Source organism: Kamptonema formosum PCC 10802, assembly GCF_000332335.1.
Lineage (GTDB): Bacteria > Cyanobacteriota > Cyanobacteriia > Cyanobacteriales > Oscillatoriaceae > Oscillatoria.
This window is the reverse complement of sequence record NZ_KB235948.1, coordinates 6862919-6888721: the sequence shown is the minus strand read 5'-3', so window position 1 is coordinate 6888721 and position 25803 is coordinate 6862919. Positions and strand designations below refer to the sequence as shown.

The 25803-nt window shown below is 53.5% G+C and carries 23 protein-coding genes, 1 tRNA gene and 1 rRNA gene; 6 read left to right on the top strand and 19 right to left on the bottom strand.

The window, feature by feature from the left end; translation table 11 throughout:
• Window positions 1-28: 28 nt before the first annotated feature.
• Window positions 29-385 carry a hypothetical protein gene (locus OSC10802_RS0130330; RefSeq protein WP_017720539.1) on the top strand — a complete coding sequence of 119 codons (357 nt, stop codon included), beginning with the start codon at window positions 29-31 and terminating at the stop codon, window positions 383-385.
• Between the two features lie 649 nt (window positions 386-1034).
• Here the strand turns inward: OSC10802_RS0130330 and OSC10802_RS0130320 are convergent.
• From OSC10802_RS0130320 to OSC10802_RS0130295, 4 genes are all read right to left on the bottom strand, one after another.
• Complete coding sequence (locus OSC10802_RS0130320; RefSeq protein WP_017720537.1) at window positions 1035-2030, bottom strand: nucleoside hydrolase; 996 nt, start codon at window positions 2028-2030, stop codon at window positions 1035-1037.
• A 1187-nt stretch (window positions 2031-3217) separates the two neighbouring features.
• A tRNA-Ile gene (locus tag OSC10802_RS0130305) sits at window positions 3218-3291 on the bottom strand.
• 142 nt (window positions 3292-3433) lie between these two features.
• Window positions 3434-4920 (bottom strand): 16S ribosomal RNA (locus OSC10802_RS0130300).
• Window positions 4921-5323: 403 nt separating this feature from the next.
• Window positions 5324-5986 (bottom strand): glycosyltransferase family 2 protein, encoded by a 663-nt coding sequence (locus tag OSC10802_RS0130295; protein ID WP_026098949.1) that lies wholly within the window; start codon window positions 5984-5986, stop codon window positions 5324-5326.
• 219 nt (window positions 5987-6205) lie between these two features.
• On the opposite strand from OSC10802_RS0130295, the gene OSC10802_RS51560 reads away from it, so the two are divergent.
• Complete coding sequence (locus tag OSC10802_RS51560) at window positions 6206-6406, top strand: hypothetical protein (protein WP_155968586.1); 201 nt, start codon at window positions 6206-6208, stop codon at window positions 6404-6406.
• A 107-nt stretch (window positions 6407-6513) separates the two neighbouring features.
• Here the strand turns inward: OSC10802_RS51560 and OSC10802_RS0130290 are convergent, their stop codons facing one another.
• The 7 genes from OSC10802_RS0130290 to OSC10802_RS55940 form a co-directional block, all read right to left on the bottom strand.
• Window positions 6514-7500, bottom strand: a complete 987-nt coding sequence (locus OSC10802_RS0130290) for a zinc-dependent alcohol dehydrogenase family protein (RefSeq protein WP_017720532.1) — start codon at window positions 7498-7500, stop codon at window positions 6514-6516.
• 263 nt (window positions 7501-7763) lie between these two features.
• Window positions 7764-9734, bottom strand: coding sequence for a transketolase (locus OSC10802_RS0130285; protein WP_017720531.1), 1971 nt, complete (start codon window positions 9732-9734; stop codon window positions 7764-7766).
• Window positions 9735-9746: 12 nt separating this feature from the next.
• Window positions 9747-9917, bottom strand: coding sequence for a hypothetical protein (locus tag OSC10802_RS55045; protein ID WP_155968584.1), 171 nt, complete (start codon window positions 9915-9917; stop codon window positions 9747-9749).
• 31 nt (window positions 9918-9948) lie between these two features.
• The gene (locus OSC10802_RS0130280) at window positions 9949-10143 is read right to left on the bottom strand and encodes a hypothetical protein (RefSeq protein WP_017720530.1); all 195 of its coding nucleotides are present in this window, start codon (window positions 10141-10143) and stop codon (window positions 9949-9951) included.
• Between the two features lie 104 nt (window positions 10144-10247).
• The gene (locus OSC10802_RS42500) at window positions 10248-10781 is read right to left on the bottom strand and encodes a hypothetical protein (RefSeq protein WP_017720529.1); all 534 of its coding nucleotides are present in this window, start codon (window positions 10779-10781) and stop codon (window positions 10248-10250) included.
• Between the two features lie 209 nt (window positions 10782-10990).
• The gene (locus OSC10802_RS0130270) at window positions 10991-11683 is read right to left on the bottom strand and encodes a dienelactone hydrolase family protein (RefSeq protein ID WP_026098947.1); all 693 of its coding nucleotides are present in this window, start codon (window positions 11681-11683) and stop codon (window positions 10991-10993) included.
• Between the two features lie 70 nt (window positions 11684-11753).
• Complete coding sequence (locus tag OSC10802_RS55940; protein ID WP_017720527.1) at window positions 11754-11885, bottom strand: hypothetical protein; 132 nt, start codon at window positions 11883-11885, stop codon at window positions 11754-11756.
• A 643-nt stretch (window positions 11886-12528) separates the two neighbouring features.
• Here OSC10802_RS55940 and OSC10802_RS0130255 point away from each other — a divergent pair.
• The 4 genes from OSC10802_RS0130255 to OSC10802_RS0130240 all read left to right on the top strand — a co-directional run bounded on the left by OSC10802_RS0130255 (window position 12529) and on the right by OSC10802_RS0130240 (window position 18754).
• Window positions 12529-14964, top strand: a complete 2436-nt coding sequence (locus OSC10802_RS0130255) for a glycoside hydrolase family 31 protein (RefSeq protein WP_026098946.1) — start codon at window positions 12529-12531, stop codon at window positions 14962-14964.
• A gap of 239 nt (window positions 14965-15203) precedes the next feature.
• Window positions 15204-16199, top strand: coding sequence for an alpha/beta hydrolase (locus OSC10802_RS0130250; protein ID WP_017720524.1), 996 nt, complete (start codon window positions 15204-15206; stop codon window positions 16197-16199).
• A gap of 128 nt (window positions 16200-16327) precedes the next feature.
• Window positions 16328-17902, top strand: a complete 1575-nt coding sequence (locus tag OSC10802_RS0130245; RefSeq protein WP_017720523.1) for a Na+/H+ antiporter — start codon at window positions 16328-16330, stop codon at window positions 17900-17902.
• 282 nt (window positions 17903-18184) lie between these two features.
• A complete protein-coding gene (locus OSC10802_RS0130240; protein ID WP_017720522.1) occupies window positions 18185-18754 on the top strand; it encodes a DUF3611 family protein in 570 nt (189 codons plus the stop codon).
• A gap of 8 nt (window positions 18755-18762) precedes the next feature.
• Here OSC10802_RS0130240 and OSC10802_RS0130235 read toward each other — a convergent pair whose 3' ends face one another.
• From OSC10802_RS0130235 to OSC10802_RS56820, 8 genes are all read right to left on the bottom strand, one after another.
• Window positions 18763-19578 carry an ion transporter gene (locus OSC10802_RS0130235; RefSeq protein WP_198525221.1) on the bottom strand — a complete coding sequence of 272 codons (816 nt, stop codon included), beginning with the start codon at window positions 19576-19578 and terminating at the stop codon, window positions 18763-18765.
• Complete coding sequence (locus OSC10802_RS0130230) at window positions 19550-20902, bottom strand: DUF2254 domain-containing protein (protein WP_017720520.1); 1353 nt, start codon at window positions 20900-20902, stop codon at window positions 19550-19552. Before OSC10802_RS0130230 ends, OSC10802_RS0130235 begins: the two co-directional genes overlap by 29 nt.
• Before the next feature lie 344 nt (window positions 20903-21246).
• Entirely contained in the window at window positions 21247-21438 is a 192-nt protein-coding gene (locus tag OSC10802_RS46830; RefSeq protein ID WP_071593368.1) for a hypothetical protein, read from the bottom strand.
• A 117-nt stretch (window positions 21439-21555) separates the two neighbouring features.
• Window positions 21556-22077: an SDR family NAD(P)-dependent oxidoreductase gene (locus tag OSC10802_RS42495; protein WP_017720518.1), complete on the bottom strand. Its 522-nt coding sequence runs from the start codon at window positions 22075-22077 to the stop codon at window positions 21556-21558.
• 326 nt (window positions 22078-22403) lie between these two features.
• Entirely contained in the window at window positions 22404-23417 is a 1014-nt protein-coding gene (locus OSC10802_RS0130215; RefSeq protein WP_017720517.1) for a mechanosensitive ion channel family protein, read from the bottom strand.
• 246 nt (window positions 23418-23663) lie between these two features.
• A complete protein-coding gene (locus tag OSC10802_RS0130205; RefSeq protein WP_017720515.1) occupies window positions 23664-24314 on the bottom strand; it encodes a hypothetical protein in 651 nt (216 codons plus the stop codon).
• 179 nt (window positions 24315-24493) lie between these two features.
• Entirely contained in the window at window positions 24494-25237 is a 744-nt protein-coding gene (locus OSC10802_RS56825; RefSeq protein WP_369797107.1) for a DUF389 domain-containing protein, read from the bottom strand.
• Entirely contained in the window at window positions 25141-25779 is a 639-nt protein-coding gene (locus tag OSC10802_RS56820; protein WP_369797106.1) for a DUF389 domain-containing protein, read from the bottom strand. The genes OSC10802_RS56825 and OSC10802_RS56820 overlap by 97 nt, the downstream gene beginning before the upstream one ends.
• Between the last annotated feature and the right edge of the window lie 24 nt (window positions 25780-25803).

Genomic DNA, 25803 nt, shown 5'->3' with positions numbered 1-25803 from the left:
GGAGTTAATAAAGTAAACGCGAATCTTTATGAAAGTTCAATCTTCAGTGTTAGTCCATCTTGGATTCGGCAAATATGTGCGTTCGGATCGGGTAACAGCGCTGGTGCCGGTGGAGGAAGATCGCGGACCGGGGCGGCGGACTTTCGTTCATATAGAAGGGCAAAGCGACCCGATTGTCGCGGCGCGTGCTGAAGACACGATCGTGCGGGATCTGGTGCAAGAACCGCGTGAGGTTATCCAGTCGCGCCAGCAGCAGGACATTCTGCAAGATTTGCTGGCAGATTTGACTGGCGTCAACGCAACTGTGCGCCGTATTTGTCGCGACGAAGGAGGTCTGGATCTCGAGCGGTTAGAGCGGCGCATCCGTCAGGTCCTGGAGGCGTAGAAAGCTGCTTGCATGCTAGATGCGGCGGATTGCCGGTGCGGCAAAAGTCATTGCGGAGAGGGCGATCGCAACCAAGTTCTATCGGGGTGCTGCCGGCGATCCGTTTGCAGTTGGGCTTTAGCCCAAAAGTTTGTAGTTGGGCTTCAGCCCAAAAGTTCGTAGTTGGGCTTTAGCCCAAAAGTTTGTAGTTGGGCTTCAGCCCAAAAGTTCGTAGTTGGGCTTCAGCCCAAAAGTTCGTAGTTGGGCTTCAGCCCAAAAGTTTGTAGTTGGGCTTTAGCCCAAAAGTTCGTAGTTGGGCTTTAGCCCAAAAGTTTGTAGTTGGGCTTTAGCCCAAAAGTTCGTAGTTGGGCTTTAGCCCAAAAGTTTGTAGTTGGGCTTTAGCCCAAAAGTTTGTAGTTGGGCTTTAGCCCAAAAGTTTGTAGTTGGGCTTTAGCCCAAAAGTTTGTAGTTGGGCTTTAGCCTGCTTTCTGGGACGCCCCTTAGCAGAGTCTGGTGGGGGTGCGCCCCAGAAACAAACCAGAAACAAAGATTTGAACACAAACGTAGAAGACTGCCAACAGGGATATTGGCAGTCTTCAAAAGATTCAAGTTAGGGATGCAGGTTTTGCTAGACAACCAGACTTGGCTCTGACTGCAGAGCCATCATCTCTTACTTTTTGAATAGGCACTTCACATCTTCAATCAAGCAGGAGAAAAATTTGTCCCGTTCTATCTGCAACGCCACCCAGGCATTTGCTCCTGTTTTCACTCCCGATCGAGTGTCGATGGATGTCAGTCCCCGTGCCAGCTCACCCTTTGTTTCAACCTGAACTTTTGCCCTTTTCAACATCAGGGTTTCTGGATAGAATAGGTATCCTAAAGTTGCCGCATCGTGGACAAGAAAACCAGGAACTCCTAAGGTTTGTCGATAGCCCAAGGCTGTGCCAATCAAGAACTCACAAAGAGCTCTCAAAAATTGAGAAAGTTGACTATTCGGATTTTCCTGAGTAATCTTCTCAGCTATATCTCGTGTGAAGATCAACTGATGGGTCACGTCTACCGGCATCACGACAATATCGTCTCGGCTGTCAAATACAGCCTGAGCAGCTTCTGGGTTAAACCAAATATTGAATTCAGCATGGGGAGTCACATTACCCGAATAGAAGAAAGCGCCCCCCATGATGATAATTTCTTTGGCTTTTTTGAGAATCCCCGGACTTTTCGCTTCCGCAGCCGCCAGGTTGGTCAAAGGACCGATCGCTAGAATGGTAATTTCCCCCGGATCGGCGTTCAGTTCCTTGATGATGATATCGTCGGAGTATTCCGCTTTCTCAAAGTTATGGGTGGGCTTTGGTAAGGTATGGGATAGATTGCCCATGCCATCCGCCCCATGAATGTAGGAGGCATCTTCCACATTTTCTGTTTTTAAGGGGACACCGCGCCCCAGCTTTATCTGTGGTAACCCTACTAAATTTAAAATCTGGCTAGCACTGGAAAACGTGAGCTTGCCATCGACATTGCCATAAGTGGAAGTCACCGCGACAAGTTCAGCGTGTCCTTGCTTGACCAAGCTCAGAAGCCACAGTAAGGCAAGGATATCATCTCCACCCGGATCGGTGTCGAGAATAATTTTGGGACGAGTGAGTTGAGCTGTTTGAGCTGTCATTTTTCCGGCTTCTAGGAATTGTTCTGGAGTTTAGAGTAAAAGCAGGCGAGCGCTGGCAGAGGAATCTGCGTGTACTTAGTATAAATTCCCCTGGAACCGAGCTATTTTCCCCGGCACTGCCCCGACAATTATCTTAGCCGCAGCTGCATTTAACCTCCCTTTTTCGGGAAGTCCTTTGTAGCTTGACCGCGTTTGACAGCATCAACATTGAGGATAAGATATGGATTCCTCAATCGCTTACTGTACTTTTTAATATACAAGTTTGCATTGACGATGGGGAAGTTTGCCATCTTTTCCAGGAATAGCAAGTGAGGAAATCCATAATCTAATTCGTTCCCAAAGTCACTAGGTCTGGAGCCAAGTAATTCATAATTTCTATGGTTGACCAGGGCAAACGCATCTAATTTCTAAATTTCTATATGTAGTGCCTTAGAGGAAGGCAAAACACTATATGTAGACTAGAGATTCTCAACAAGGAAGAATAAAGCCGAGTTATTGTGCTAAAACCCGTGCTTATTGACAAGATGCGTTTGCCCTGTATGGTTGACAGCCCCTTGAATTCGGCATCAATCATAGAACCCTGGAGCATATCGCCTGAAATCACATAAAGCACGTTTTTCTCTTCTGCGCGCACTTTATTGATATATCCTCAAAGCAGGGACAGCCCACCAATCAAATGACCTTCTTGTGCACCGCTAGCTTCTGCCAGAAAGTCGCATGTCATTTGAATGCAAAATCGTAAACTTTTTATACCGTTCTGTGGTCGCAGTTGCAGTCTTCTCAGTGGTCGCAATTGTCATCTTCTTTTACCTCACCAGGTTAGGACTGCATGAGAATCCAGCTGACCTTGTTGTTCCTGACAAGGGGCGTTGCTGAAATGTCACACTTCTATTTATTTGTTCTTGAGTTTAGCACTGCCGGGCAGCACTGTCAAGTCCAAAACCTTTTTTTTCTGGTGGAGGTAAGCGGTAGGGGAACGGCTGACTTTTCCCGTACAAAGGCAGCGCTCGCTGAGAGCCACACACACTGTGTGGGTTGTGGATTTTGGATGTCCGAATTTTGGTTTGAATCTAAAATCTAAAATTCCTGGCAAGTGGGCCATGCTGGCCTCCAACCAGGAATCTGACGATTTGAGATTTGACATTCAATCTAAAATCCAAAATCTCAAATCTAAAATCCATAGGAGATGGGCCATCCTGGACTCGAACCAGGGACCTCACCCTTATCAGGGGTGCGCTCTAACCACCTGAGCTAATAGCCCGCAACCCGAACCGGGAATCGTCCCGAACCGGAAATTAGTTTGAAAGCCTTTTCCTCAAAAACCTCGCTCGACCTTGGGATGACTTGACTGCACGCTTTATTTCTGTTGGGTAATGCGTTTCAGTACAAGTTGGTCTCCCTAAAAAGGAGGTGATCCAGCCACACCTTCCGGTACGGCTACCTTGTTACGACTTCACCCCAGTCACCAGCCCAGCCTTCGGCGTCCTCCCCCTTTCGGTTAGAGTAACGACTTCGGGCTAAACCAGCTCCCATGGTGTGACGGGCGGTGTGTACAAGGCCCGGGAACGTATTCACCGCAGTATGCTGACCTGCGATTACTAGCGATTCCTCCTTCACGCAGGCGAGTTGCAGCCTGCGATCTGAACTGAGCCACGGTTTGCGGGATTGGCTTGCACTCGCGCGCTCGCTACCCTCTGTCCGCAGCATTGTAGTACGTGTGTTGCCCAGGACGTAAGGGGCATGCTGACTTGACGTCATCCCCACCTTCCTCCGGTTTGTCACCGGCAGTCTGTTCAGAGTTCCCAACTTAATGATGGCAACTGAACACGAGGGTTGCGCTCGTTGCGGGACTTAACCCAACATCTCACGACACGAGCTGACGACAGCCATGCACCACCTGTGTTCGCGCTCCCTAAGGCACCCCCACCTTTCAGCGGGGTTCGCGACATGTCAAGCCCTGGTAAGGTTCTTCGCGTTGCATCGAATTAAACCACATACTCCACCGCTTGTGCGGGCCCCCGTCAATTCCTTTGAGTTTCACACTTGCGTGCGTACTTCCCAGGCGGGATACTTAACGCGTTAGCTCCGGCACTGCCAGGGTCGAGCCCGGCAACGCCTAGTATCCATCGTTTACGGCTAGGACTACAGGGGTATCTAATCCCTTTCGCTCCCCTAGCTTTCGTCCCTCAGTGTCAGTTGCAGTCCAGCAGAGCGCTTTCGCCACCGGTGTTCTTCCCAATCTCTACGCATTTCACCGCTACACTGGGAATTCCCTCTACCCCTAATGCACTCTAGCCGTTCAGTTTCCACTGCCTTTCCAGGGTTAAGCCCCAGTCTTTGACAGCAGACTTGAACAGCCACCTGCGAACGCTTTACGCCCAATAATTCCGGATAACGCTTGCATCCTCCGTCTTACCGCGGCTGCTGGCACGGAGTTAGCCGATGCTTATTCCTCAGGTACCGTCAGAATTCTTCCCTGAGAAAAGAGGTTTACAACCCAAGAGCCTTCGTCCCTCACGCGGTCTTGCTCCGTCAGGCTTTCGCCCATTGCGGAAAATTCCCCACTGCTGCCTCCCGTAGGAGTCTGGGCCGTGTCTCAGTCCCAGTGTGACTGGTCGTCCTCTCAGACCAGTTACCGATCGTCGCCTTGGTAGGCTATAACCCTACCAACTAGCTAATCGGACGCGAGCTCATCTTCAGGCGATAAATCTTTCACCGCTAAGCACATCGGGTCTTAGCAGCCGTTTCCAGCTGTTGTCCCCGACCTGAAGGCAGATTCTCACGCGTTACTCACCCGTCCGCCACTAGAGGATTTCTCCTCCCGTTCGACTTGCATGTGTTAAGCAGACCGCCAGCGTTCATCCTGAGCCAGGATCAAACTCTCCGTGGTGTTCGTTGAGTTTGTGACTCCGGAAACTATTGTTTCCGTTTTGTTATAATGACATCTCCAGAGATGGACTCTGAAGACCTCTAATTGCTTTGACGAGGTTTTTGATGCTTTCTGGCTTTCAAACTATTCTCTTATCTTGGTTCGGTGCTGTGAGGCCCTGGGCCGCTCGCGCTGCCCCTTTCCTCATCGCGCTTCACTACTATAACAAGCCGTTCTGAGCTTGTCAAGCATTTTTCCCAAATTTTTTGAAAAAATTTTCCCGATGGCTGAATCGCCCCACCGGCAAGGGTTTGAGCTAGCTTGGGGCGGGGTGGCACCGGCTGGGGGAGAACGTTGGGTGAGGGCTACCGCTGTTTGGCCACCGCCGGCCCGCCCCACCCGTGGCCCTTCCCCTGTTGGCTGTTTAGGCCGGTGACGATATTTTATCTAACGCGCTTTTGGTAATACTCGTTTCCGCTCTTGTATAAACATAGGTTTCCGGCTCCGTTAGTTTTTGGGTTTTGAATTTTTTTTCCGCCCGTTGCCAGAAGTCCGTATCCTCCCCATAGGATAAGTCGCTGTACCCATTTAATTCAAAAAAAACTTCCCTTTTGCCAAAAAAAGTGGGTCCCATAACGCAGTCCCGTATATTAATTATTCTGTCGGGCTGAAAATAATCAGTACAATAAAATTCTTCCTCACTGAATAATCCGCCCGAAATTAAGTCTACATCGGGATTGGATTGCATATATGCGTGACGGGATTCTAAATGATTCACTTTATAGGTGTCATCGCTATCTATAAAAGTTATATACTTCCCTAACGATGCCTGAATACCTACATTTCTAGAAAAGCCCTGCTTTCTGTTTTGATGCTTAATGTACCGAATATTTTTAAACTTCTGTATATAAGAATTGACAATTTCAAAAGTATTGTCTTGACTGCCATCATCAACTACCAAAAGCTCCCAATTTTGAAAAGTTTGATTGATCGCACTGTCAATGCAATCGTTCAGATATTTTGCTCGATTGTAAGTGCATAATATAATGCTGATTTCTGGACTTAGGTCATAATTTAAAGTCATCATAGTAGATCTCTCCCGATTAACTTAGGCGGACTCAATAAATAGAAACTTTTGACCCTGATAAAGAGCTGTGAAAATATGGGCCGATCGGGGGCGCTGGCGCTACCCCTTTCCTGATGGCTCTTAACTAAGATAACCAGCCTGTCTGGGGCTGTCAATACCTTTGAGTAAATTTTTTGAAAAATTTTTCCTGATGCCCTCAAGTCCTGTACCGGCAGGGGTTTGAGCTGGATTGCGGCCTCAGGGGACAGCCACCGGCACGCCCACCTGTGGCCATCACCAGCCGGACTCCCCAAGGAGTTGTGGGGGGGAGTGGGTGGCGCGTTCCGCACTCTTATACTGACAGGAGCGGTCGAGCCTAGCAGCGTTGGAGCATTGGACGTGCTGCCGCCACCGGCACTAAAGGCGCGTTGTGGGCGATGATAGATTCACCCCCTCTCAGCCTCTCGCCCGGAAACCAGAACATCGAGACGCTGCCTTTATTTGAGACAAAATATCCGTTAAAATCAAATCGGATCTCCAGAGCTTTCTCAATCAACCACCAACACAGCAGCCCCCTGAATTTTTCCTGCCCGCAGCGCCTCCAGAGCTTCGTTGGCGGCGCTCAGGGGAAAGGGCTGCACTTCCGTGCGCACCGGCACTAAAGGCGCTAAGGCGAGAAACTCTTCCCCATCCTCGCGAGTCAAATTGGCAACGGATCTCAACATCCTTTCTCCCCACAGAATTTCATAGGGAAACGAAGGGATATCGCTCATGTGAATGCCGGCACACACCACCGCCCCTCCCTTGGCAACAGCCCGCAGCGCCGCCGGCACCAGCTGCCCTGCCGGTGCGAAAATAATCGCAGCATCCAACTCTTCTGGCGGCAACTCGTCAGCCCCGCCGGCCCAAACCGCTCCCAACTGACGCGCAAACGCCTGCCCCTCAACATCCCCAGGGCGAGTGAAAGCAAACACTTGCTGCCCGAGATAGCCGGCGACTTGCACCAGAATGTGCGCCGCCGCGCCAAATCCATAAAAACCAATGCGCTCCGCATCACCGGCCATCTTCAAAGAGCGATAGCCAATCAATCCCGCACACAAAAGAGGAGCCGCTTGCAAATCCGGATAGCCGGCAGGAATGCGAAAGCAAAAGCGCTCGTCCGCCACCGCACACTCCGCATAACCCCCATCGATTTGATAGCCGGTAAACGCCGCACAATCGCAAAGATTCTCCCGCCCTGACCGGCAGTAGCGGCAGCGGTTGCAAGTATAGCCCAGCCAGGGAACCCCCACCCGGTCGCCGGCAGCAAATTTCTCAACCCCCTCACCCGTCTGCACCACTGTCCCGACAATTTGGTGCCCCGGCACTAAAGGCAGTTTGGGACTCGCGAGCTCTCCATCGACAATATGCAAATCCGTCCGGCACACAGCACAGGCGTGAACCCGGAGCAAAACTTGCCCCGCACCCGGCACTGGCACGGGTAAATCAGCAAAGCGCAGGGGTTGACCGGGCGTTTCCAAAATCATTGCGCGCATGACCGCAAACACCAATAGCCGCACAGGACATATTTATTATACGGTCAGCCTTTACGCCCAAGTGCAGGGCTGGGGTATCCCCTTACCCTACAGTCCCGCCAAATGAATCACCGGCACACAACCGATTCGATCGGACGCTGCGCATTAATACGCATTTAATTCGCATTACAACTATCCATGCTTCGTTCCCAGGCTCTTCCTGGCAACCCTGCTATGGAGGCTCTGACTCCTTTCTAAAAAAAGCAGATTAAAAACTTAACAGCTTATTGTTCCGTTGGCACCCAAACCGCCTGCTTGACCAGCGACCGCACCGCTTCAACAATGGCATCAGCATCAATTTTAGCGGCGTGGAGCAGTTCCTCAGGCGTGCCAGAACCGGGCATGTCCCGCACGGCCAGCTTAATCAGGGACAGGTTCGCAGGGCCATAGCTAGGAGCGGCACCGGCACCGGCAAAAGCATCCAGCACAGCGTCACCGAGCCCCCCCTCACTCCAGTGATCTTCCACAACCACAAAATTGCCATTCGTATCGTGCGCCGCGTGATGCAGCGTCTGCGCGTCAATCGGCTTAACCGAATAGGCATCGATCACCCGAGCCGTGATGCCTTCCTTTTTCAGCCGGTCGTAAGCCTTCAGCGCTTCGCCCACAGTGATGCCGGCAGCGACAACCGTCACCGCATCCCGGTCAGAGATGCGAACCGCCTTGCTCCCGCCGATGGGAAAATCTTCATCCGCCCCATAAATAACCGGCGTGCTTTCGCGGGTGGTGCGCAGGTAAACAATCCCCTCCCTGTCCGCCATCTGAGCGACCAGTTTAGCCGTCTGGTTGGCGTCGCAGGGATAGAGCACCGTGCTGCCCCAGACCGCCCGAAACGCCGCCAAATCTTCCAGCGCCATCTGCGAGGGGCCATCCTCACCGATGGACACACCGGCATGAGATCCCACCAGCTTGATGCTAGCGCGGGAGACAGCAGCCATGCGGATAAAATCGTAAGCTCTCGTCAAGAAAGCCGCGAAAGTTGAGGCAAATGGTTTATATTTTCGCACCTGCAAACCAACCGCCGCAGCCACCATTTGCTGCTCGGCAATGTACATTTCAAAGTAGCGCTCCGGATATTCCTTCGCAAATTCCTCCGCATACGTTGAGTTGCTCACCTCCGCATCGAGAGCGACCACATCGGGTCGGGCGGCTCCCAAAGCTTTCAAGGCGTCACCGTAAGCCCGGCGCGCTGCCACTTGCGAGCCTTCCTGGTAAGTGGGAAGCTGTAGCGATTCAGCCTGTGCTGCTGGTGCCGGTTGCGCTCCCTCTTCCGGCTTATTTACTTCAGCAATAATATTCCGCTCCCCGCCGAGTTCCGCCAGCGCTTCCTTTGCCTGGTCGGGTTTGAGCGCTTTGCCGTGCCAGCCATTGATATCCTCCACAGAAGCAACGCCCTTCCCTTTCACGGTGCGAGCCACAATTAATGTGGGGCGGTCAATGACACTCACCGCTTCGCCATACGCCCGGTCAATCTCCTCAATATTGTGACCGTCGATTTCAATCACCTCCCACCCAAATGCCTTCGCCCGATCGCAGTAACAGGAGGTTTTCCACCCCAGCATTGTCTGTCCGCGCTGCCCCAGCCGGTTGACATCTACGATCGCGATCAGGTTGTCCAGACTGTAGTGCGCGGCGAGCTCGAAGGCTTCCCAAACCGAGCCCTCAGCCATCTCGCTGTCGCCCAGCAGCACCCAGACGTGGTAGGGGAGCTTGTCCAAATACTCGCCGGCGAGAGCCAGCCCTACCGCCATTGGCAGTCCCTGTCCCAGAGAGCCGGTGGCCACATCCACCCAAGGCAGCACCGGCACGGGATGCCCCTCCAAGCGGCTGCCAAATTTCCGCAGCGACATCAACTCCTGATCCGAAATAGCGCCGGCTGCCTTATACATCGCATACAGCAGCGGTGCGGCGTGCCCTTTAGAGAGGACAAAGCGGTCATTATTGGGGCTGTCCGGATCGCTGAAATCGTAGCGCAGGTATTTAGCCAGCAACACCGCCATCAAGTCAGCAGCGGACATCGACGAGGTGGGGTGTCCTGAACCGGCGGCGGTTGTAGCGCGAATGCTGTCCGCTCGCAACTGTTGGGCTAGTTCGTGCCATTCGTGCGGTTGAGTTAAAGTAGCCATCGCCATCTCCTTTGCGTCTTGAACCGGTGATATCACGTCCTTGGCGTCCTTGGCGTCTTGGCGGTTCATTATTAAGATTCATCAACCAGACGCAATCTTAAACCGGCAGACCGGCAGCCCTCGGCCAATAGAAAATCCATAGCGTGCCGGCGGAGCCTTTGATAGGGGAACTGCTGTGCGGCGGGTTAGACCGGCAGTTGCTTCAAACACGATTCCCCCAGGGTGCCTCTCTCCCAGAACCGCTGCCTCCATCCTGACAGATTTACTCCTGTTATTCCCTGCCTTATGATGGATTTTTCGGTCGCTCAGTAGCCGCCGGATTCACCACGGTTTCTTCGCCATCTCTAGTGGCATTCGCCCTTTCCCCGAGAATATCTTGCGGCTCCACTTCCGTGTCAGCAGCAGTATCGAGCCGACCCTCAGCATTCGTATTGGGTTTTACGGAATAGCCTTTGTGGCTAGCATGACCGCTCGGCATGATTTTTTCCTCCCTGACTCAACATATCTCAAGCTTAGATTCAGCTGTTGGGAGAAATAAACTATCCTAAGGCTTATCTCCCATCTCTGCCAAAGGTATTAAACTCAGGCGGTGCTGTAGACTCCCCAGTCTTGAACGCCCTGACCGGTCAAAATAGATTCAGCTTGACGGATTTCCTCATCCGTGCCCTCCACCGTGACTAAATAATGACCCTCGGAGAGGTGTTCGCTGTAAAGTCGGGTTTGCTCTTTCGAGACGCCGTTTCCCAAGATCGCGCCGATGATGCCGCCCCCAGCTGCGCCATAGTAGCCACCGGCAAACATCCCAGCAGCTCCTGCCAGGGCGACAGAACCCAATCCAGGAACCGCCACTGCAGTCAGACCCGCCGCTAACAAGCCGGCAATTCCTCCCAAAGATCCCCCCGCAACGATGCCCTTTCCCAAGCCTTCAATAGATTTATCTTGAATGAATTTTTCTGGAGTGCGGGCTAGCTCATCACCTTCGCTGACTTCCCGCGCCACCACAGAAACCTTCTCCATAGGAAAATCATAATTCTTCAGCTGCGTGAGAGCTGCTTCTGTGGCTTCGCGGGTCGGAAATACGCCAATAGCGCGATGTCTGCCCAGAGCGTTTACCATCTTTTTTGTTCTCCTTGTGTGTGAGACTGATCGCTGACAGCAGCCAGTGAGCGATCGGGCTGCTGGTTATTTAAACTTTTTGTAAACTTTTTGCTGCTTTCCCGAACTTACGCCCAAGGGCCGGCACCCGTTTTTTCCTCACGGCGAAAACCCCTAGATGTCTGGGGTTTCTAATCCAAAATCCGGGCATCTAAAATCCAAAATTGCGCTTAGATTGCCACCGGCTGCTTGACGCGCACCAAATAGTGCGCGAACCACTCACGCGCCAGTTGCGCCACTTCTTCGAGGGCACCGGGCTCTTCAAAAAGGTGAGTCGCTCCGGGAACGATTTCCAGCTTCTTTTCCCCGCCCAGCTTCTCTAGCGCCCCCCGATTCATGTCAATCACCGGCAGGTCATTCCCGCCCACAATCAGCAGTGCCGGTGCCTTAACATTCGGCAAGGCTGTCCCAGCCAAGTCAGGCCGGCCCCCCCGCGAGACAACCGCGCTAATGGCTTCTCCGAGTTTCGCAGCTGCAGCCAAGGCGGCTGCAGCGCCGGTGCCCGCACCGAAGTAACCGATTTTCAGGTGGTGAGTGTCGAGGCTTTGGGCGATCCATTCCGTGGCGTCAATCAGCCGCTCTGCCAAAAAGTCAATGTTGAAGCGCAGGTGTTCTTTTTGGCGGTCTTCCGCCTCTTCATCTGGGCTCAGCAAGTCTGCCAGCAGGGTGGCGAACCCCGCTTGGTTGAGCGTTTCTGCCACATAGCGATTGCGGGGGCTGTGCCGGCTGCTGCCGCTGCCGTCGGCGAACAGCACAACCCCACGGGCGTTTTCCGGCACGCTCAAATGGCCTTCCAAGCTGATTGGGCCTGATGGCACCTGGACTGAGCGATGTTCAACCTTTATTTTTGATGTTCTATCCATTGCTGTATTCCTATTCTGTTATTAACGTTTCAAATTCGCCGGCAATAGCTGTAGAGGTGCCGGAAGGGCGTCAGCCACAGCTGGTCCTGCCGGCAGCTGCCCCACCCATTTGGGCCAAATCTCTCTCAAGGCCGGCACGCACCGGCATGCTGCCCAGACATTCATCCAATTCACCCATCACAACCGCGCCTGCCCATTTCATTGCGCCCTGTGTGGCCCTATCTCAACTCCACGGGTGTTTGCAGTTCCCCCTCGGTCTTTTCCTCTCACAAATTACTGGGCATTCTATCTGAAAGTCAAGTTTAGCCAAAGCCGCTTGCAGTTTCATCCTCCTTTGGGAATATATTCCCCCAGCGCCCGCTAAAATTTTTCTCAAAATCAGGCAGAGAGTGCCGCCCTCTGCCCCCCCTAAAATTATGTTATTTTTTCCGATAAAGCAGTTACTCGCTATAGTTATTGCAGGCCCCATTCCCGATCATTTGCTGGCGGTATAGCGACGGAAAGCGAACCCTAAACTCCTCTGGCATTTGAGCCCGTAGGATGGGCTCCCTAAATCCTGATTTGTTAACTGTCTTCACTCCCGCTAGCTGTGAGAGCCGGTTTACGGGAGGTAGCGAAGTCTAGGGCTCACTTTCCCTTTTATAGCGGTTTTCATCTGAGGTACTGAGAAACCCGGTTTCTTAAAGAAACCGGGTTTCTGGCATGCACTCCATCCAACTGAAAACCGCTATAAATCCCTCTAAAGGTCGATGTAGCTACGGTCAAACCCGTGTCAATAATTGAAGAGTTTGGTAAGAAAATAAAGGGTCATGCCGGTGAAAACTCTCCCGCCTGAAGGTAGTGCCATGAATCTATTCAAGCAAATTTCACTGAAATTAAAATATTTTCTGGGCTCACTCTTCTATTTGGGCTACGCCCCGCAGGCATTCCTCTACTCGCGCAAGCGCGACTGCATAGAGCGCCAGTTTCTCACTCCGCCGGCAGGGGAAGGTTTTGACAGCCCAGGCAAACTGCTGCAGGCTGAGCCGGCAGTCAGAGGCGCTCACTTCTATTTCGAGCGAGCCGAGCTTGAAGTCAGTTTTCTGGCTCCCGATTTCGTCCGAGTTGACTGGTTTCCTGGCATTCCTCCCGTTCCCTACGGCATCTGCCGCCACGATTGGCCCGAAGTAGAAAAGGCGCTGGAAAAGACTGATGAGGGCTGGAGCGTGTCGAGCGAGAGCCTGAAAGTCACCGTGGGAGTAGATGGCAGCCTGAAATGGAGTGACTCAGCTGGAGTTACCCTGCGAGAAGAATTGCCCCCAAGGCGAAAAAACGAGGGGTGGGTTCATCAAGCGCGACTGCGAAAAGAAGAAAGCCTCTACGGATTGGGAGAGCGCGCCGCCCCTCTGGACTTGCGCCGGCCAAAAGACGGCAGGCTGGAAGGCAAATACCGGATGTGGAACTTCGACGCAGCGGGGAAATACGGGCCAGGTTCCGACCCGATGTATATCTGCATTCCTGTATATTTGGGCCTGCACGAGGGAGGCAGTTACCTGGTTTTCTATGAAAATTCTTTTGAGGCTTATTTTACCTTTGGGGAGATGGCGACAGCCGACTTCCAGGGCGGGGGGCTGCGCTACTACTTCGCTGCAGGAGAGCCGGCGCAACTGCTGGAGCGCTATACGGAGCTGACTGGACGCCCGCCACTGCCTCCGCGCTGGGCTTTGGGCTACCACCAGTCGCACTGGGGATACCGCACCGAACAAGCCGTCCGAGAAGAAGCTCAGGGATTTCAGTCGCACAATTTGCCTTTGAGTGCGATTCACCTGGATATTGACTGTCAGGTGGGATTCCGCGCTTTCACCATCGACCCGGATCGCTTTCCCAACCTGGGCAGTTTTACGCAAGAACTGTTAGCGCAAGGGGTGCGGTTTATCGCAATTCTCAACCCTGGAATTAAGTACAGCCGGCAGAGCAATTTATTCCTGGAAGGTCAGGTGCTGGGCGGGTTTTGCCGGCTCCCCAACGGCGAGCTGGCCACCGGCCCGGTCTGGCCTGGGTGGTGCGTTTTCCCGGATTTCACCAATCCCGCCGTGCGCAAGTGGTGGAGCCGGCAGTACCAGTACCTGCTCGATGTGGGCGTGGCGGGATTCTGGCACGACATGAACGAGCCGGCAGCCTTTATCCTCTGGGGCGATCGCTCGCTTCCCAAAGTCACGCAGCATTATATGGAAGGGAGAGGCGGCGATCACCGCGAGGCTCATAACGTTTACGGGTTGCTGCAAGCTCAGGCGGCGTATGAAAGTCTGCGCAACTACCGATCTCACGAGCGCCCTTTCATTGTCTCGCGTGCCGGTTGGGCGGGGTTGCAGCGCTATGCCTGGACTTGGACAGGAGATATTGAGTGCACATGGGCGGCGCTGCGCCAAACTGTCGCCACAGTCGTGGGTTTGGGACTGTCGGGAATTCCGTACAGCGGGCCAGATATCGGCGGCTTCCAGGGAAATCCAGAGGCTGAACTTTACCTGCGCTGGTGCCAGATGTCCAGTTTTCTCACCTTCTGCCGCACCCACTCCTCTAATAATGCTGAACACCGCACGCCGTGGACCTATGGCGAACCTTACCTGAGTTTGATTCGGGAATTCTTGCAACTGCGCTACCGGCTGATGCCGTACTTCTACACCCTGGCGTGGGAAGCGAGTCAGAAGGGCTATCCGCCGGTGCGCCCTGTCTTCTGGCGCGATAGCGGTGACGGGGCGCTCTGGGGTGTGGATGATGCTTTCTTGCTGGGGGATGCGCTGCTGGTGTGTCCGGTTTTGGAACCGGGGGCGCGTTCGCGGAAAGTCACCTTGCCGAAAGGGCGCTGGTACAGTTTCTGGGATGGTTCGGTGATGGAAGGTTCGCAGCAGGTTGAGCTGGAAGCGCCGCTAGAGCGGATTCCGCTGCTGGTGAGGGCGGGAAGTATTCTGCCTGTGGGGGAAGGGGAGCTGCTGACTCTCCACCTCTACCCGCCGGTGGCAGGAACTTGTGAGGCTTCTGTCTGCAGCGATGCGGGGGATGGGTATGGAGAAAGTCGCCTCGATCAATTCCTTTTGGCGCGCTCCGAGAAGGGTTTAGAGCTAAGCTGGAATCAGGAAGGGAATTATCCTTTCCCTTATAAAAGTGTGAGACTGCATCCGCACGGGATTGTGGTGCAGCAAGTCTGTGCCGACGGCACAGAGGTTGTCTGTCAGGGGCAGCCGGTGGAGTGCGAGCGCTTTCAACACGTTCGCATTTCTGGAGAGTTTAAGAACAGGTGCTAGTTGGATCAAATCCGGAGGCACTGCTATTATAGGCTAAGGCAGGTGCGGGTTTATAGTAAGCTTTTAGGCTTTTAATCTTCCTATCTGCCCCAAGGAGGCAGAGCCTCCAGGACGGCGTTCCCAGCCTGAGGCTGGGAACGAAAGAGATCCAAAATCCAAAATTACAAATTTGCCCCCTACTTACCTGAGGAATAGGCGCTAAAGCGCCCACGACAAACAATCGCAGTTTAAAAGCAGAAATGTCTAACTATTCGCAGCTAACATCAGCAATTATTCAAGAGACAGAAGCGCGTGAAGATGCGCGGCACCTGATGGATGAAACCTGTCCCTCTCGGTTTTTTCTTCACCCCAGCCCAACAAATAAGGTGTGCCTGTTTTTTCACGGGTTTACCGCAACGCCAGAGCAGTTTGTGCCCTTAGGAGAAGCTTTCTTTAATGCCGGCTGCAATGTGTTGATTCCTTTGCAGCCTGGACACGGGATTGCCGGCAGCTGGGATGGAAACAACCCCCCTCCCCTGCCCGAAGATCCGCAGATTTATCAAGACTTCGCTTTGGAATGGCTAGAAATTGCTCGACAAATGGGGAAAAAAGTTGTCACCGGCGGGCTGTCCAGCGGCGGCACGCTGGCGGCTTGGCTGGCGCTAGAACGCCCCGAAGAAATTTCCCAGGCTTTGCTGTTTGCCCCCTATTTGAGTGGCAGCAACAAGTGGGTGGATTGGTTCGTGCGCCTATTTAATATCTACTTTGAATGGAAAACTCAACTGGGAAGAGTGCGTTTTGGCTATAAGGGCTTTCGCATGCGGGCTTTGCGAATTTTTTTAGATATGGGAGAGCGGGTTCTCAAACGGGCAAAAAAGAGTTTTGCCGCTCCGATGCTGATTGTGTCGAGTGACAGCGACGCCGCTGTTGGCAAGGAGGATCACGAAGCTCTGTTTGAGGCGGCACTCAAGTTTCAGCCCAAAACCTGGTATCACTGTTTTGAGCGAGGGCTGGATATTCCCCACACGATGATGACAAAAGCTGAGGGGAACAGCTGTATAGATTTGCTGATTGCTTTAGCGAAAGCTTATGTGGGGAGCGATTTGACTTGGGCGGAAGTTGAGGGGATTGGCGAGCGCATGAGGGAGGGCTACTCTTTCGAGACGGCGGTTAAGACTCTCCACCTGAGTCAGCGGGTTTCTCGGGAACTGCCGGCGATTGTCACACGTCTTGCGCCGGTGGCAAAAGTTGGTTAGAGAGGTTGAGCCGGCTGCGGACTGGCCCAAAGTTGGCAAAGCGCTGGCACATTTGGCTCTTTACAGGAGTGCCGGTGTGGCGTTACACTTATATTGAATACTCGTAAAGTCACATTGGCCAGTTACCCATGCTCTTAGCCAATCTCACCGGCGAACTTCTCATTGAAGAAAATCTGAAGAAATTTTTGCTGGTTCTTCTCGTTTCTTTAAGCGTGGCGACGCTATCTCAATCCTTCACTTGGTTTCGCAAGATCCCCTACACCTTGCTGCTAGTGATTGTGGGGCTGTGCTTAGCCTTTGTGGATGTCCGGCTGGTTAATCTCTCGCCTGAACTGATTCTCTTAATTTTTTTGCCCCCTCTTTTATTTGAAGCTGCGTGGAATCTGGAATGGTCTAACCTGAAGCGGGATTTGATCCCGATTGGTTTGTACGCTGTGGTGGGAGTGATCATTTCTGTCACCGGCGTGGCTTTCGGGCTGAAGTCATTGCCTGGAATTTCCCTGGCGACAGCCTTGCTGGTGGGCGCTAGCGTCTCCGCAACCGATCCCGTTTCTGTGATTGCCTTATTCCGCGAACTGGGAGTGGAGAAACGCCTCTCCACCCTGATGGAAGGGGAGAGTTTGTTTAATGACGGCATTGCTGTCGTCGCTTTCAGTCTCCTGGTGGGCATCTCTGCCGGAACCGAGAAATTTTCCCTGACGAATAGTGTGGCTCAATTCTTTGCTTTTATGGGAATTGGGATAGGCATCGGGGCGTTAATCGGTTTTGGGATTTCTTACCTCACCGAACGCTTCGATTTGCCCTTTGTGGAGCAATCGGCTACTTTGGTTTCAGCCTACGGTGCCTATCTGATCTCGGAAGACTTGGGCGGTTCTGGTGTGATTGCCGTTGTCACCACCGGCATGATCTTGGGAAATTTTGGCTCGCGCATCGGGATGAACCCGCGAACCCGGCTGATTGTCACTGAATTTTGGGAATTTTTGGCTTTTTTCGTCAATTCAATTGTTTTTCTCCTGATTGGCGACCAGATCCACTTTGCTATTTTAGCAAAAAATTTAACCCCAATTGCTGTAGCGATTGCGGCTGTCATCCTGACGCGAGGGGTCGCCATCTACAGTTTGAGCGCCTTGAGCAATAGGCTAGCCAAATCACAAATTTCCTTACCGGATCAAACCGTGATCTGGTGGGGGGGCTTGCGGGGTTCGGTATCGATAGCGCTGGCGTTAAGTATACCAAATAGCTTGCCAGACCGGCAAGATACAATCGCGATTGTGTTTGGAGTGGTCCTGTTTACGCTGCTGGTGAAAGGTTTGACAGTTAAACCAGTCATTGACAAATTGGGATTGTTGAATGCGCAACCCAAGCGCCAGGAATATTTGGAGGCGCTCGCTCGTCGGGCTGCCCTAAATCGGGTTATCGACCGCATATCTCAGCTCGCCACCCGCCCGGAAATTGAGCCTGAGTACCAGCGGGAACTGCTAAATCGCGTGGGAGAAAAGCTGAATGGCGTTCAGGAAGAAATTGAGGAATTGCGCCGGCAATCCCCGGAATTGCAGGAGTTCTCTATCAAGCAAATTCAGCAAGAGCTAATAGCGCTAGAATCAGATACCTATGCAGATTTTGTTCGGACTGGCCGGCTGAGTGAATTTCCCTCCCCCTTGCTGCGGGAAGTTTTCCAGGATGGGGGTGAGAAAAAGGAATAGGGTGCGCTAATACCCTTGCCTGCCGGCGCACGCCGGCCTGTCCTCGCTGCCATCATCTTTGGGCGGAGCCGCATTCTCTCTGTGGGCAGAGGTGCAAGAAATGCCGGTGGAGTTATTCTTCAAAGGTAGTGTAGCGTTTCTATTTCAGTTGTGACAGCAGAGAAACCCGGTTTCGTAGGGGCGCGTCCCGCCACGCCCCTTCCCGGTTTCTGGCCCCAAACCCAGACGCGCAAATCATATAGAACCGCTATATATCGGGCTCGATCGCACAGGGATACAGATATGCAAACTCAGTCAGACTACTCCTCGATTTCGCCGGCTAAACAAAAAACGGTAACAACTTTTCGCCTGGTGGGCTGGATGGCCTTCTGGTTAGAGTTAGCGCTCGCTCTCGCTTCTGGATTAGTGTTGCTGTTTGCTATTTCCGGGCAGAACTTCGCAGCGGAAACCAATGCCGGCATTGGAATCGGTATATTTTGGGCGATAGGCGGCGTTATCGCGCTGCTATTCAATACTTTTCTGGCGTTTCGCTACACTCGCATAGCCAAAGGTCTAGAAAATCCAAATACCGACCGGCACCCCAAGAAAGGGGATACGGTTCAGCTCCTGCGACTGGGATTAATTGTCGGTTTGGTGGGGATATTCCTGTGCCTCGTGGGTGCCGGTTCGACTTCAGGAGTGCTGGTGGCAAAAGCGGTATCCCAACCGCCTGGAGTGGCGATCTCCGACCCCAACAGGATTATTCGAGCGCTTGACGTTTTTGTGGAAGTCGCGAACATCAACGGCATTGCTGCTAACTTTGTGGCTGTTTTAACGTCTCTGGGGCTGCTCAACTGGATTCAGTCTGAGTAGCCGGTCAGTCAGGTGCGGTGCTGGCGGGAAAGCGCCTGAATCTCAGCCCGCAATGCGGCGATTTCCTCGTGCAGGGCTGCGATGGATTTGGCACCGGCGATTTCTGCCTCTTCGTCTTCGGCATCGCGCCCGACAAGAAATGTGGCGAGTGTTGCCGTCACATAACCAAATACAGCAAAGGCATACAGTGCTAAAAACAGGCAGAGCACCCGACCTTCTGGCGTTTTTGGCCAGTATTCCGAACCCATTGTTGTCATTAGCATCGCCGTCCACCACAGCGCCGCGCCGTAGTCATTCAGTCCCCCCCCACCAGCAGTGTTGCTTTCAAATGCGTACATTCCTGCAGCTCCCACCAGGGTGACAGTCACAGTCAGCGCCAGGACATAGCTGAACCCGTAACGCCTCATCGCCGCTCTCAGCGAGCGCATACCGCGATTTAAAGAAGTGATGACGCGCACCAGTCGCAGTCCCCGGGTGGCTCTCAGCAGGCGGAAAACCCGCCCTATCCGCAAAACGCGCAGCGCTGGGAGTAGCAAAGAAAAAGCTGTCAGCCAATTTTGCTTGAGATAGACGACTTTTTGAGGAGCCAGAGTGAATCGCAAGGCGAAGTCGAGTAAGAAGGCAATCCAGATGGCGTTGCTGACGGCTTCGAGCAGCGGATTTAAGTCCCAAATCAGCTCGACGACCAGCAGCGCTAACCACGCGATGGCTAGCAATAGCATGGGGATTTCCAGCCAGTCTTCTAGCTGTTGCAGGATTTCCTGCCGTTCTGTTTCCAGTTCCTGTTTTTCAAATTTATTCGGGTTTTTCATCGGGTTGCTCATCGGGTTTTAGGGCTTTTAATGCCACCTGATATCGCGACTCAATATCCTTGCGATCGCACTCTGCCGTCACAGTCTCGCGGCTGCTGCGCTCGATCTCGCCGGCGTGACGCAAAAGAACCGCCCTGTCGCTCTCGCTGCCGGTGTGGGGAGCGATAGCTGCAATCGCTTCCAGCAACCGAATCGTAACCGCTACGCTCGATTTCCCGTACTGCCGGATCTGGTTGAAGGCAGTGTCGGTTACTCCCGCAAATGTCACCGGCTCGGCGATCGCGCGAAGTTTATTGTGCTCGTCGTAGCGGTAGGCGGAGGGGATATTCCTTTCCGCCAAATGGCTGAGCGCCGCACTGAGTTGGTCAACGGAGCGGATGGCAGTATAGGGATCGTTAATGCCAGGAGAAAGCGCGCGCACGGCAATCTCAACCAATTGGTTCACAGCAAACTCCACATCTTGCTGGTGAGTGCGCTGGTTGCCGAAAATGAACGCCTCATGGATTTCTTTGGCAAGCTTTTGATTCAGCAGCTTCCCGGGCCAAACCTTCAGGAGGTGGCTCCCCTGCACGACAAAGTTTCCCGGGCGACAGTTGAGACGCAAAATTAAGTTATTTTCTGTGGCTCGTTCCAGCAACTTTTTCTCATCAATGGCCTGGATATAACCGCTTTTTCCGGCTAAAACAGCCCCCGCTTCCCGGTCAAAATTTTCTGGGATGTCCTCTCCCACCGGCTGCTGGGAGTCCCCCGATGCGCCGCGCCCTATTTTTTTCGGGAATAGCCGGTCGATCGCCCGGTCCAGTTCAACGCCTACCTCGGCGATAACGGTGTCTGCCTGAATCGATGATGCCGTGTGGTGGATGAAGAAAATGAGCACGCCGACGCTGGCGATCGCCAGGAAAACGCTCAGCGTCACAGAAATGTTCGGCACAAATTCGCTTTCTTCTCCCGCTCGGATCGTCCTGAGTACGAGCAAAGTGTACATAAATGTGGAGATAAACGTGCCGAGTACAATTTGATTGCCGGTATCCCCCATGAAGTTGCGCAGCAGTCGCGGGCCAAACTGGGAGGAAGCGAGCTGCAGCGCGACGATGGCGATGGAAAAGGCGGTGGCGGCGACAGTCATCATTGAGCCGGCAACCGTTGACAAAATCGCCCGCGCACCCTCCGGTCCCCGAGTGTAGGTAAAGGCAAGGCTTCCGAACCACTCGTTTGTCCGCTGGTCAAGCGCAACAGTCACGACGGAAAGCCAGATGGCGCTGGCGACCATCAGCGCCGGCACGAACCAGTAGCTGGTGCGCAGCGCGTCCCAAATTTGCCTGAGTTTGGTTTTCATACAGTGCCGCCGGCGTATTGCCGGATGTAAGTATGCTGTTACGCTTTTAATATGCTTATTGTACAGAGGGGGCAGAGCCGTAGGGGCGTTTCAGAGTGGCCGCCCTCCGAACGAGGGATAGAGATGGATAGCAAAAATTATAGCGGTTTTCAGTTGGATGAAGTACATGCCAGAAACCCGGTTTCTTTAAGAAACCGGGTTGGTCAGTACCTCACGCAGATGAAAACCGCTATAAATGCGCAACAGCTAAAAAAAACTTGCGATGCAAAACCTGAAAAAGTTGGCTCGGCTCTCACTCTGTCGCCCTCTATCGCCGCACCAGTGGGTTCCATATTGAACTTCATTCAGAAGGGGACTGAACCCGTTCGCAACGCCCACAGGGGTTCAAGCAATATAAAATACTCAACGACTAAGCGGTTGCTAAAAATTTTGCGCTGTCTGTACTGCCAGCGGTAGAGTTCAGCCACAAACTGGCTGAGATTTTCTGGTTCCTGAAACACAATTCGCCGCACGCGATAGCGATCCGCGAATGGCAAACTTAGTCGCTACATAAGCGCTGGTGTAAGGTTGACCGGGAGCATCCCGAAGCAAGCAAAGACTGTCACCCTCACCCCCCTAACCCCCCTCTCCCTTCATGGGAGAGGGGGGAAAAATCAAGCATTCTCCCCTCTCCCCTTGTGGGAGAGGGGTTGGGGGTGAGGGGGATTACAAAAATGGGATGCTCCCGGTTGACCGGCAGCGCCAACTACCGAGTCAACATTGATTAATATGCCGCTCCCCTGTTCGCGAAAATAAGGAAGCGCCGCCCGCGCTCCATGAATGTAACCAAATAAATTGGTTTCAATCACCCGGCGGTAAACTTGGGAGGGGGCGTCTTCAAAACGGGCAAATAAGGTGACGGCAGCATTATTAATCCAGACATCCAGGCGGCCAAATGTATTCACCGCCCGCTGCGCCAGTTCCTGTACAGCTTCCTCGCTGGTAACGTCAGTTGGCACGGCTCGGGCGCGCCCACCCAGTCTTTCGCACTCAGCAGCAACTTCTTCCAATACACCTGCTCGGCGGGCTGCTAAAAGTAAGGTTGCGCCCTGTTTGGCAAGCTCTAGAGCAGCGCGCCCAATACCGCTAGATGCGCCGGTGAGCGCGATAACTGAATCTTTAATCGAGCGAGGCATATAATTTTACTCCTTAAGAAATAGGCAATCCAGCCAATCTGAGGTAGAGTTCAGCAGCCAGCTTAGCTAATTCCTGAACGCAGACCTACTGGTTCAGTTAAGTAGAATTATCTAATTAAACCTAAAACATTTAACTTGACAGCCTGCTTTGGGAAGCTCCAGCAGTAAGGTTTTCCACGCCACACACTGCTGGCTCCAATTTTGCTTTCATTATAGCGCAGTATCCCCCCTATAATTCTAGCCAATTTGTAAAAAAACTGTAAAGAAACTCTCCCTGAGAGAGAGGGGGTTTTTAGCTCAACCCAGTCTAGCGCTGAGTTTGATTTTCATGGAGTGCCGTCCGCGTTTTGAGCGCTCCGGCTCCCATTTGTTCGCTCCCGGATTTCGGCAAGTTTCCTGAGCCCACCGGCAATGCTGCGCGGCGAAGGCACTTCGCCCTGACCTGCCGGCCATCCCTCACGCTGCCTGGACCGGTCGCCATCCGTCTCCTCGGTTTGGTCGTGGAAGAGCACCTGCACTGTCGGAAAAGCCAGGTCAATGCCGTTAGCAACCAGCTTGTTCTTAATCTCCGTGAGCACTTTATCCCGCATGTCGAGAGCGTCCGCCCTTCGCGGCGGTTGAATCCACCAGCGGGCGCGAATGTTGACGGTACTTTCCGCCAGTTCCATCGTCAGCACGTCGGGAGGCGGATCGCGCAAAACTCCATCCACGCCCCACATCGCTTCCAAAATCAGCTGCTTCGCCCGCTCGATGTCGTCGCCGTAGCCGATACCGACATCGTACTCCAGCCGGCGCTTCTCAAAAGCGGTGTTGACAATTACCGAATTCGTGAAAAGTTCCGCGTTGGGAATCACCACCCGCCGGCCATCGTAAGTCCTGATCGTCGTGGCTCGCGTTTGGATATTTTCCACCGTTCCCTCGTAGCCTTTAAAGACAATTTGGTCATCCAGCTCGAACGGCTCAGTCAACAGAATCAGGATGCCGGCTAAGAAGTTCTGGAGGATGTCGCGGAACGCGAAACCAATCGCCACACCGCTGATCCCCAGCAGCTGCACCAAATCCCCTGCCTTAAACGTCGGGATGACGATAGACAGGGCGACAAATAAACCGATTAAAATGGTTATGCCCTGCGACAGGCGTCCGAGTACAAGCCCTAAATTCCTCGCCTGCCGGTGCCGGCGGGTGAGGCGTTTGACCAGCATTCTGAACCCCTTGCCGGCCCACCAAAAAAGCGCGAAGACGATTAAAGCCAGCACAAGGTTTGGCAGCATGACGATTGTGCCGCTTAACATTCCCTGAATTTTTGACCACGCTGCCAGGACTGCTTTGTGGAGATTCATCACACCTCGGGCTCTCTTGAAAACATCTCTGTCCTTAATTTCCGGAAATAGTATTGACTTATTCGTCTATAAATGCAGAAGCCACAATCCAAAATAGCTGTTAAATGGGGCTTGCTCCAGATGAAGCTGTTGGATGAAATTCGCCCCATAAAGCCGGAAGTAACGTGGCGGTAGCGTCCCTACAGTCACCGGCTTGCTCAGGTACTAAAAAAGTAGACAGAACGCTATAAATATTGAGCGCCATCTCTACTTAAATTTGATTTGTTCAGCTTCCATGTAGAGCGTTTTGCCGTTCAGTTCTTGAGCCTCAGCGGAACTCAAATCCCATTGCTGCTGGGCTTGCTGTGGGTTTGGCAAGATTTTGAGCACGCCGGTCAGATTGAGAGTCTGTCCCTCTCGAACAACAATCCGCTCCTCAGCACTCCCTTCATCCAGTGGCGGTGCCAGAACAACAAACAGCTTTTGGGTATTATTTGGCCCCACCCAAAAGGTCCTGTCCCCCACGACACTGCGAACCCTGACGTTGGTAAATTGCACCCGTTTGCCGGCAAGCAACTCCTGGTTCGGCGCGGCGGCAATTACGACGAGATTGGTGATGGGTTCGCGAGGAACCGCAGCAGTAGTGGGCGCAGGTTGCGGGCTAGGACTGACAACCACCGTCTGAGTGGGTGCCGGCTGCGGTGCCGGGCTGACAACCACCGTCCGAGTGGGTGCCGGTTGCGGAGTGGGGCTGATCACCACCGTCCGAGTGGGTTCGGGCTGCGGCGGAGGGGTGGTGGCGACATCGCGGCGGTCTGGTGTCCTTTGGCAAGCGGCGACTGAACCCGCCAGCAGTGCCAGGACGGTTGCCCCGCTCACCCGCATCCATGTGGCAACAAAATTATTCGTGCGTGTCATAGTTCTGCAAAGCCTCCTTGTCAGCAAGCATTTTTCTCTTTAATAAGTCTGGCCGTTCCCTTTTTACTTACCTTAACCACTTGGGAAACGATTTTGCTTCTATCTAATGGAATAGTGAGCCGATCTGTAGGAATGAAAAAGCAATACGCTATAATTAAACAGGCAAGCTGTCGTGCCAATTATTGACTGCTAGTTGGGGGTTCCAGAACACTGACATCAATCAGCGGCGTAACATTGAATCCCTCGGCGAGCAAATCGGTTTGGATGGCGCGTGTGAGGCGAGCGCGGATCTGCTGGTCTGGCTCAGTGACGCCGGCTTGGCGCTGGACGTAGACAACGCCCCGCAGGGTATTCTGACCTTTAATGCTGGGGCGGGTGAAGCGGACATTGGCTTCCACCAGTTTTGCCAGACCGCTGCTCTCCACCACGTTCTGGATTTGGGCAGCGGCTCGCCCGGCGCGAGTGGAGCGCTGCAGATTGGGGGGGGTGGAAAACTGCCACGCGAGCAAGCCCGCCAGTACCGCCACCGTCACCCCCAAAGCAGCGGGAAACACCCATTTCTTCCCCCGGTTGTAGCGAGCTCCCCGCGCCGACAAGCCAAAAACCCGGAACAGGAGGGAGGCGGTTAAATTGATGCCGGCCAGTTGCAGCAGCAGCAGGAACAAACCGCTGACCGCCATATCCCACTTGCCGATAGCGCTGGCCATGCCCACAATGCCCGCCGGCGGTGCCAGGGAAGCCGCCACCAGCATGCCGACAGCCGCACCCGACACCAAGCTGCTCCTTTCCGACTGAACCAGATTCAGGGCACCGGCAGCGCCCGCCGCTAGGGGCTGTTCACCGCCACCGAGGAAACCTGACTCCTTTCCACCATTAAACTCGTCGGGATTTCTTGCCGCAGGAGCAGGCTGAGCGCCGCACACACCAGTACCGTCACCCCCAGTGCTGCAAAATAGCGCCACAGACTCCGCCAGAGCAATTGCCGGTCGCCTCGGGCTGTGGCGATGGCCACGTTCATTGCCGGCCCGGCGAACGGCGCAATCAGCATGGCAGCAGTCAGCAGGTAAATTGTATTGGTGTAAAGGCCGGTCCAGACCACAAAGCCCGCCGCCGCCGCATACCCCAAAAAGCCCCGCCACGAACCGACGCTCTGCAAACCGGCGAGAAACACCTCAATGGGGCTGCGCTCCTCTACATTTTTCACCTGCTGCGGAGCCTCAGAAGCCGGCGGTTGCAGGGCCATTACCCCAGTCGGAATTAGGGTGACGTGCACATCCGGCAGGTCTTGCAATTTTTCTAGCAAATCCTCAATTTTTTGATTAGAAACGTGAGCGATTACCACCTCTACCGGCTGATCTTTTCCAGTCGCTTCAAACTGGGCGAGATTCACCCCGTCATGAGACTGGGCGATGTCGAGGACAGTTTTCCCGCACCCCCGAGGAACCTGAATCAGTAGCTGGCGCATCTTTCTCTCTCTCCTGTGCCGGCG

Excerpts from the sequence above, each read along its gene's own strand:
- OSC10802_RS0130255 (WP_026098946.1), top strand. The coding sequence starts at position 12,529 with ATGAATCTATTCAAGCAAATTTCACTGAAATTAAAATATTTTCTGGGC.
- OSC10802_RS0130235 (WP_198525221.1), bottom strand. The coding sequence starts at position 19,578 with ATGAGCAACCCGATGAAAAACCCGAATAAATTTGAAAAACAGGAACTG.
- OSC10802_RS0130285 (WP_017720531.1), bottom strand. The coding sequence starts at position 9,734 with ATGAACCGCCAAGACGCCAAGGACGCCAAGGACGTGATATCACCGGTT.
- OSC10802_RS0130245 (WP_017720523.1), top strand. The coding sequence starts at position 16,328 with ATGCTCTTAGCCAATCTCACCGGCGAACTTCTCATTGAAGAAAATCTG.
- OSC10802_RS0130295 (WP_026098949.1), bottom strand. The coding sequence starts at position 5,986 with ATGATGACTTTAAATTATGACCTAAGTCCAGAAATCAGCATTATATTA.
- OSC10802_RS0130205 (WP_017720515.1), bottom strand. The coding sequence starts at position 24,314 with ATGACACGCACGAATAATTTTGTTGCCACATGGATGCGGGTGAGCGGG.
- OSC10802_RS0130215 (WP_017720517.1), bottom strand. The coding sequence starts at position 23,417 with ATGAATCTCCACAAAGCAGTCCTGGCAGCGTGGTCAAAAATTCAGGGA.
- OSC10802_RS56820 (WP_369797106.1), bottom strand. The coding sequence starts at position 25,779 with ATGCGCCAGCTACTGATTCAGGTTCCTCGGGGGTGCGGGAAAACTGTC.
- OSC10802_RS0130330 (WP_017720539.1), top strand. The coding sequence starts at position 29 with ATGAAAGTTCAATCTTCAGTGTTAGTCCATCTTGGATTCGGCAAATAT.
- OSC10802_RS0130270 (WP_026098947.1), bottom strand. The coding sequence starts at position 11,683 with ATGGATAGAACATCAAAAATAAAGGTTGAACATCGCTCAGTCCAGGTG.
- OSC10802_RS0130290 (WP_017720532.1), bottom strand. The coding sequence starts at position 7,500 with ATGCGCGCAATGATTTTGGAAACGCCCGGTCAACCCCTGCGCTTTGCT.
- OSC10802_RS0130230 (WP_017720520.1), bottom strand. The coding sequence starts at position 20,902 with ATGAAAACCAAACTCAGGCAAATTTGGGACGCGCTGCGCACCAGCTAC.
- OSC10802_RS0130280 (WP_017720530.1), bottom strand. The coding sequence starts at position 10,143 with ATGCCGAGCGGTCATGCTAGCCACAAAGGCTATTCCGTAAAACCCAAT.
- OSC10802_RS55940 (WP_017720527.1), bottom strand. The coding sequence starts at position 11,885 with ATGAAATGGGCAGGCGCGGTTGTGATGGGTGAATTGGATGAATGTCTG.
- OSC10802_RS42495 (WP_017720518.1), bottom strand. The coding sequence starts at position 22,077 with ATGCCTCGCTCGATTAAAGATTCAGTTATCGCGCTCACCGGCGCATCT.
- OSC10802_RS0130250 (WP_017720524.1), top strand. The coding sequence starts at position 15,204 with ATGTCTAACTATTCGCAGCTAACATCAGCAATTATTCAAGAGACAGAA.
- OSC10802_RS0130240 (WP_017720522.1), top strand. The coding sequence starts at position 18,185 with ATGCAAACTCAGTCAGACTACTCCTCGATTTCGCCGGCTAAACAAAAA.
- OSC10802_RS0130320 (WP_017720537.1), bottom strand. The coding sequence starts at position 2,030 with ATGACAGCTCAAACAGCTCAACTCACTCGTCCCAAAATTATTCTCGAC.
- OSC10802_RS55045 (WP_155968584.1), bottom strand. The coding sequence starts at position 9,917 with ATGGAGGCAGCGGTTCTGGGAGAGAGGCACCCTGGGGGAATCGTGTTT.
- OSC10802_RS42500 (WP_017720529.1), bottom strand. The coding sequence starts at position 10,781 with ATGGTAAACGCTCTGGGCAGACATCGCGCTATTGGCGTATTTCCGACC.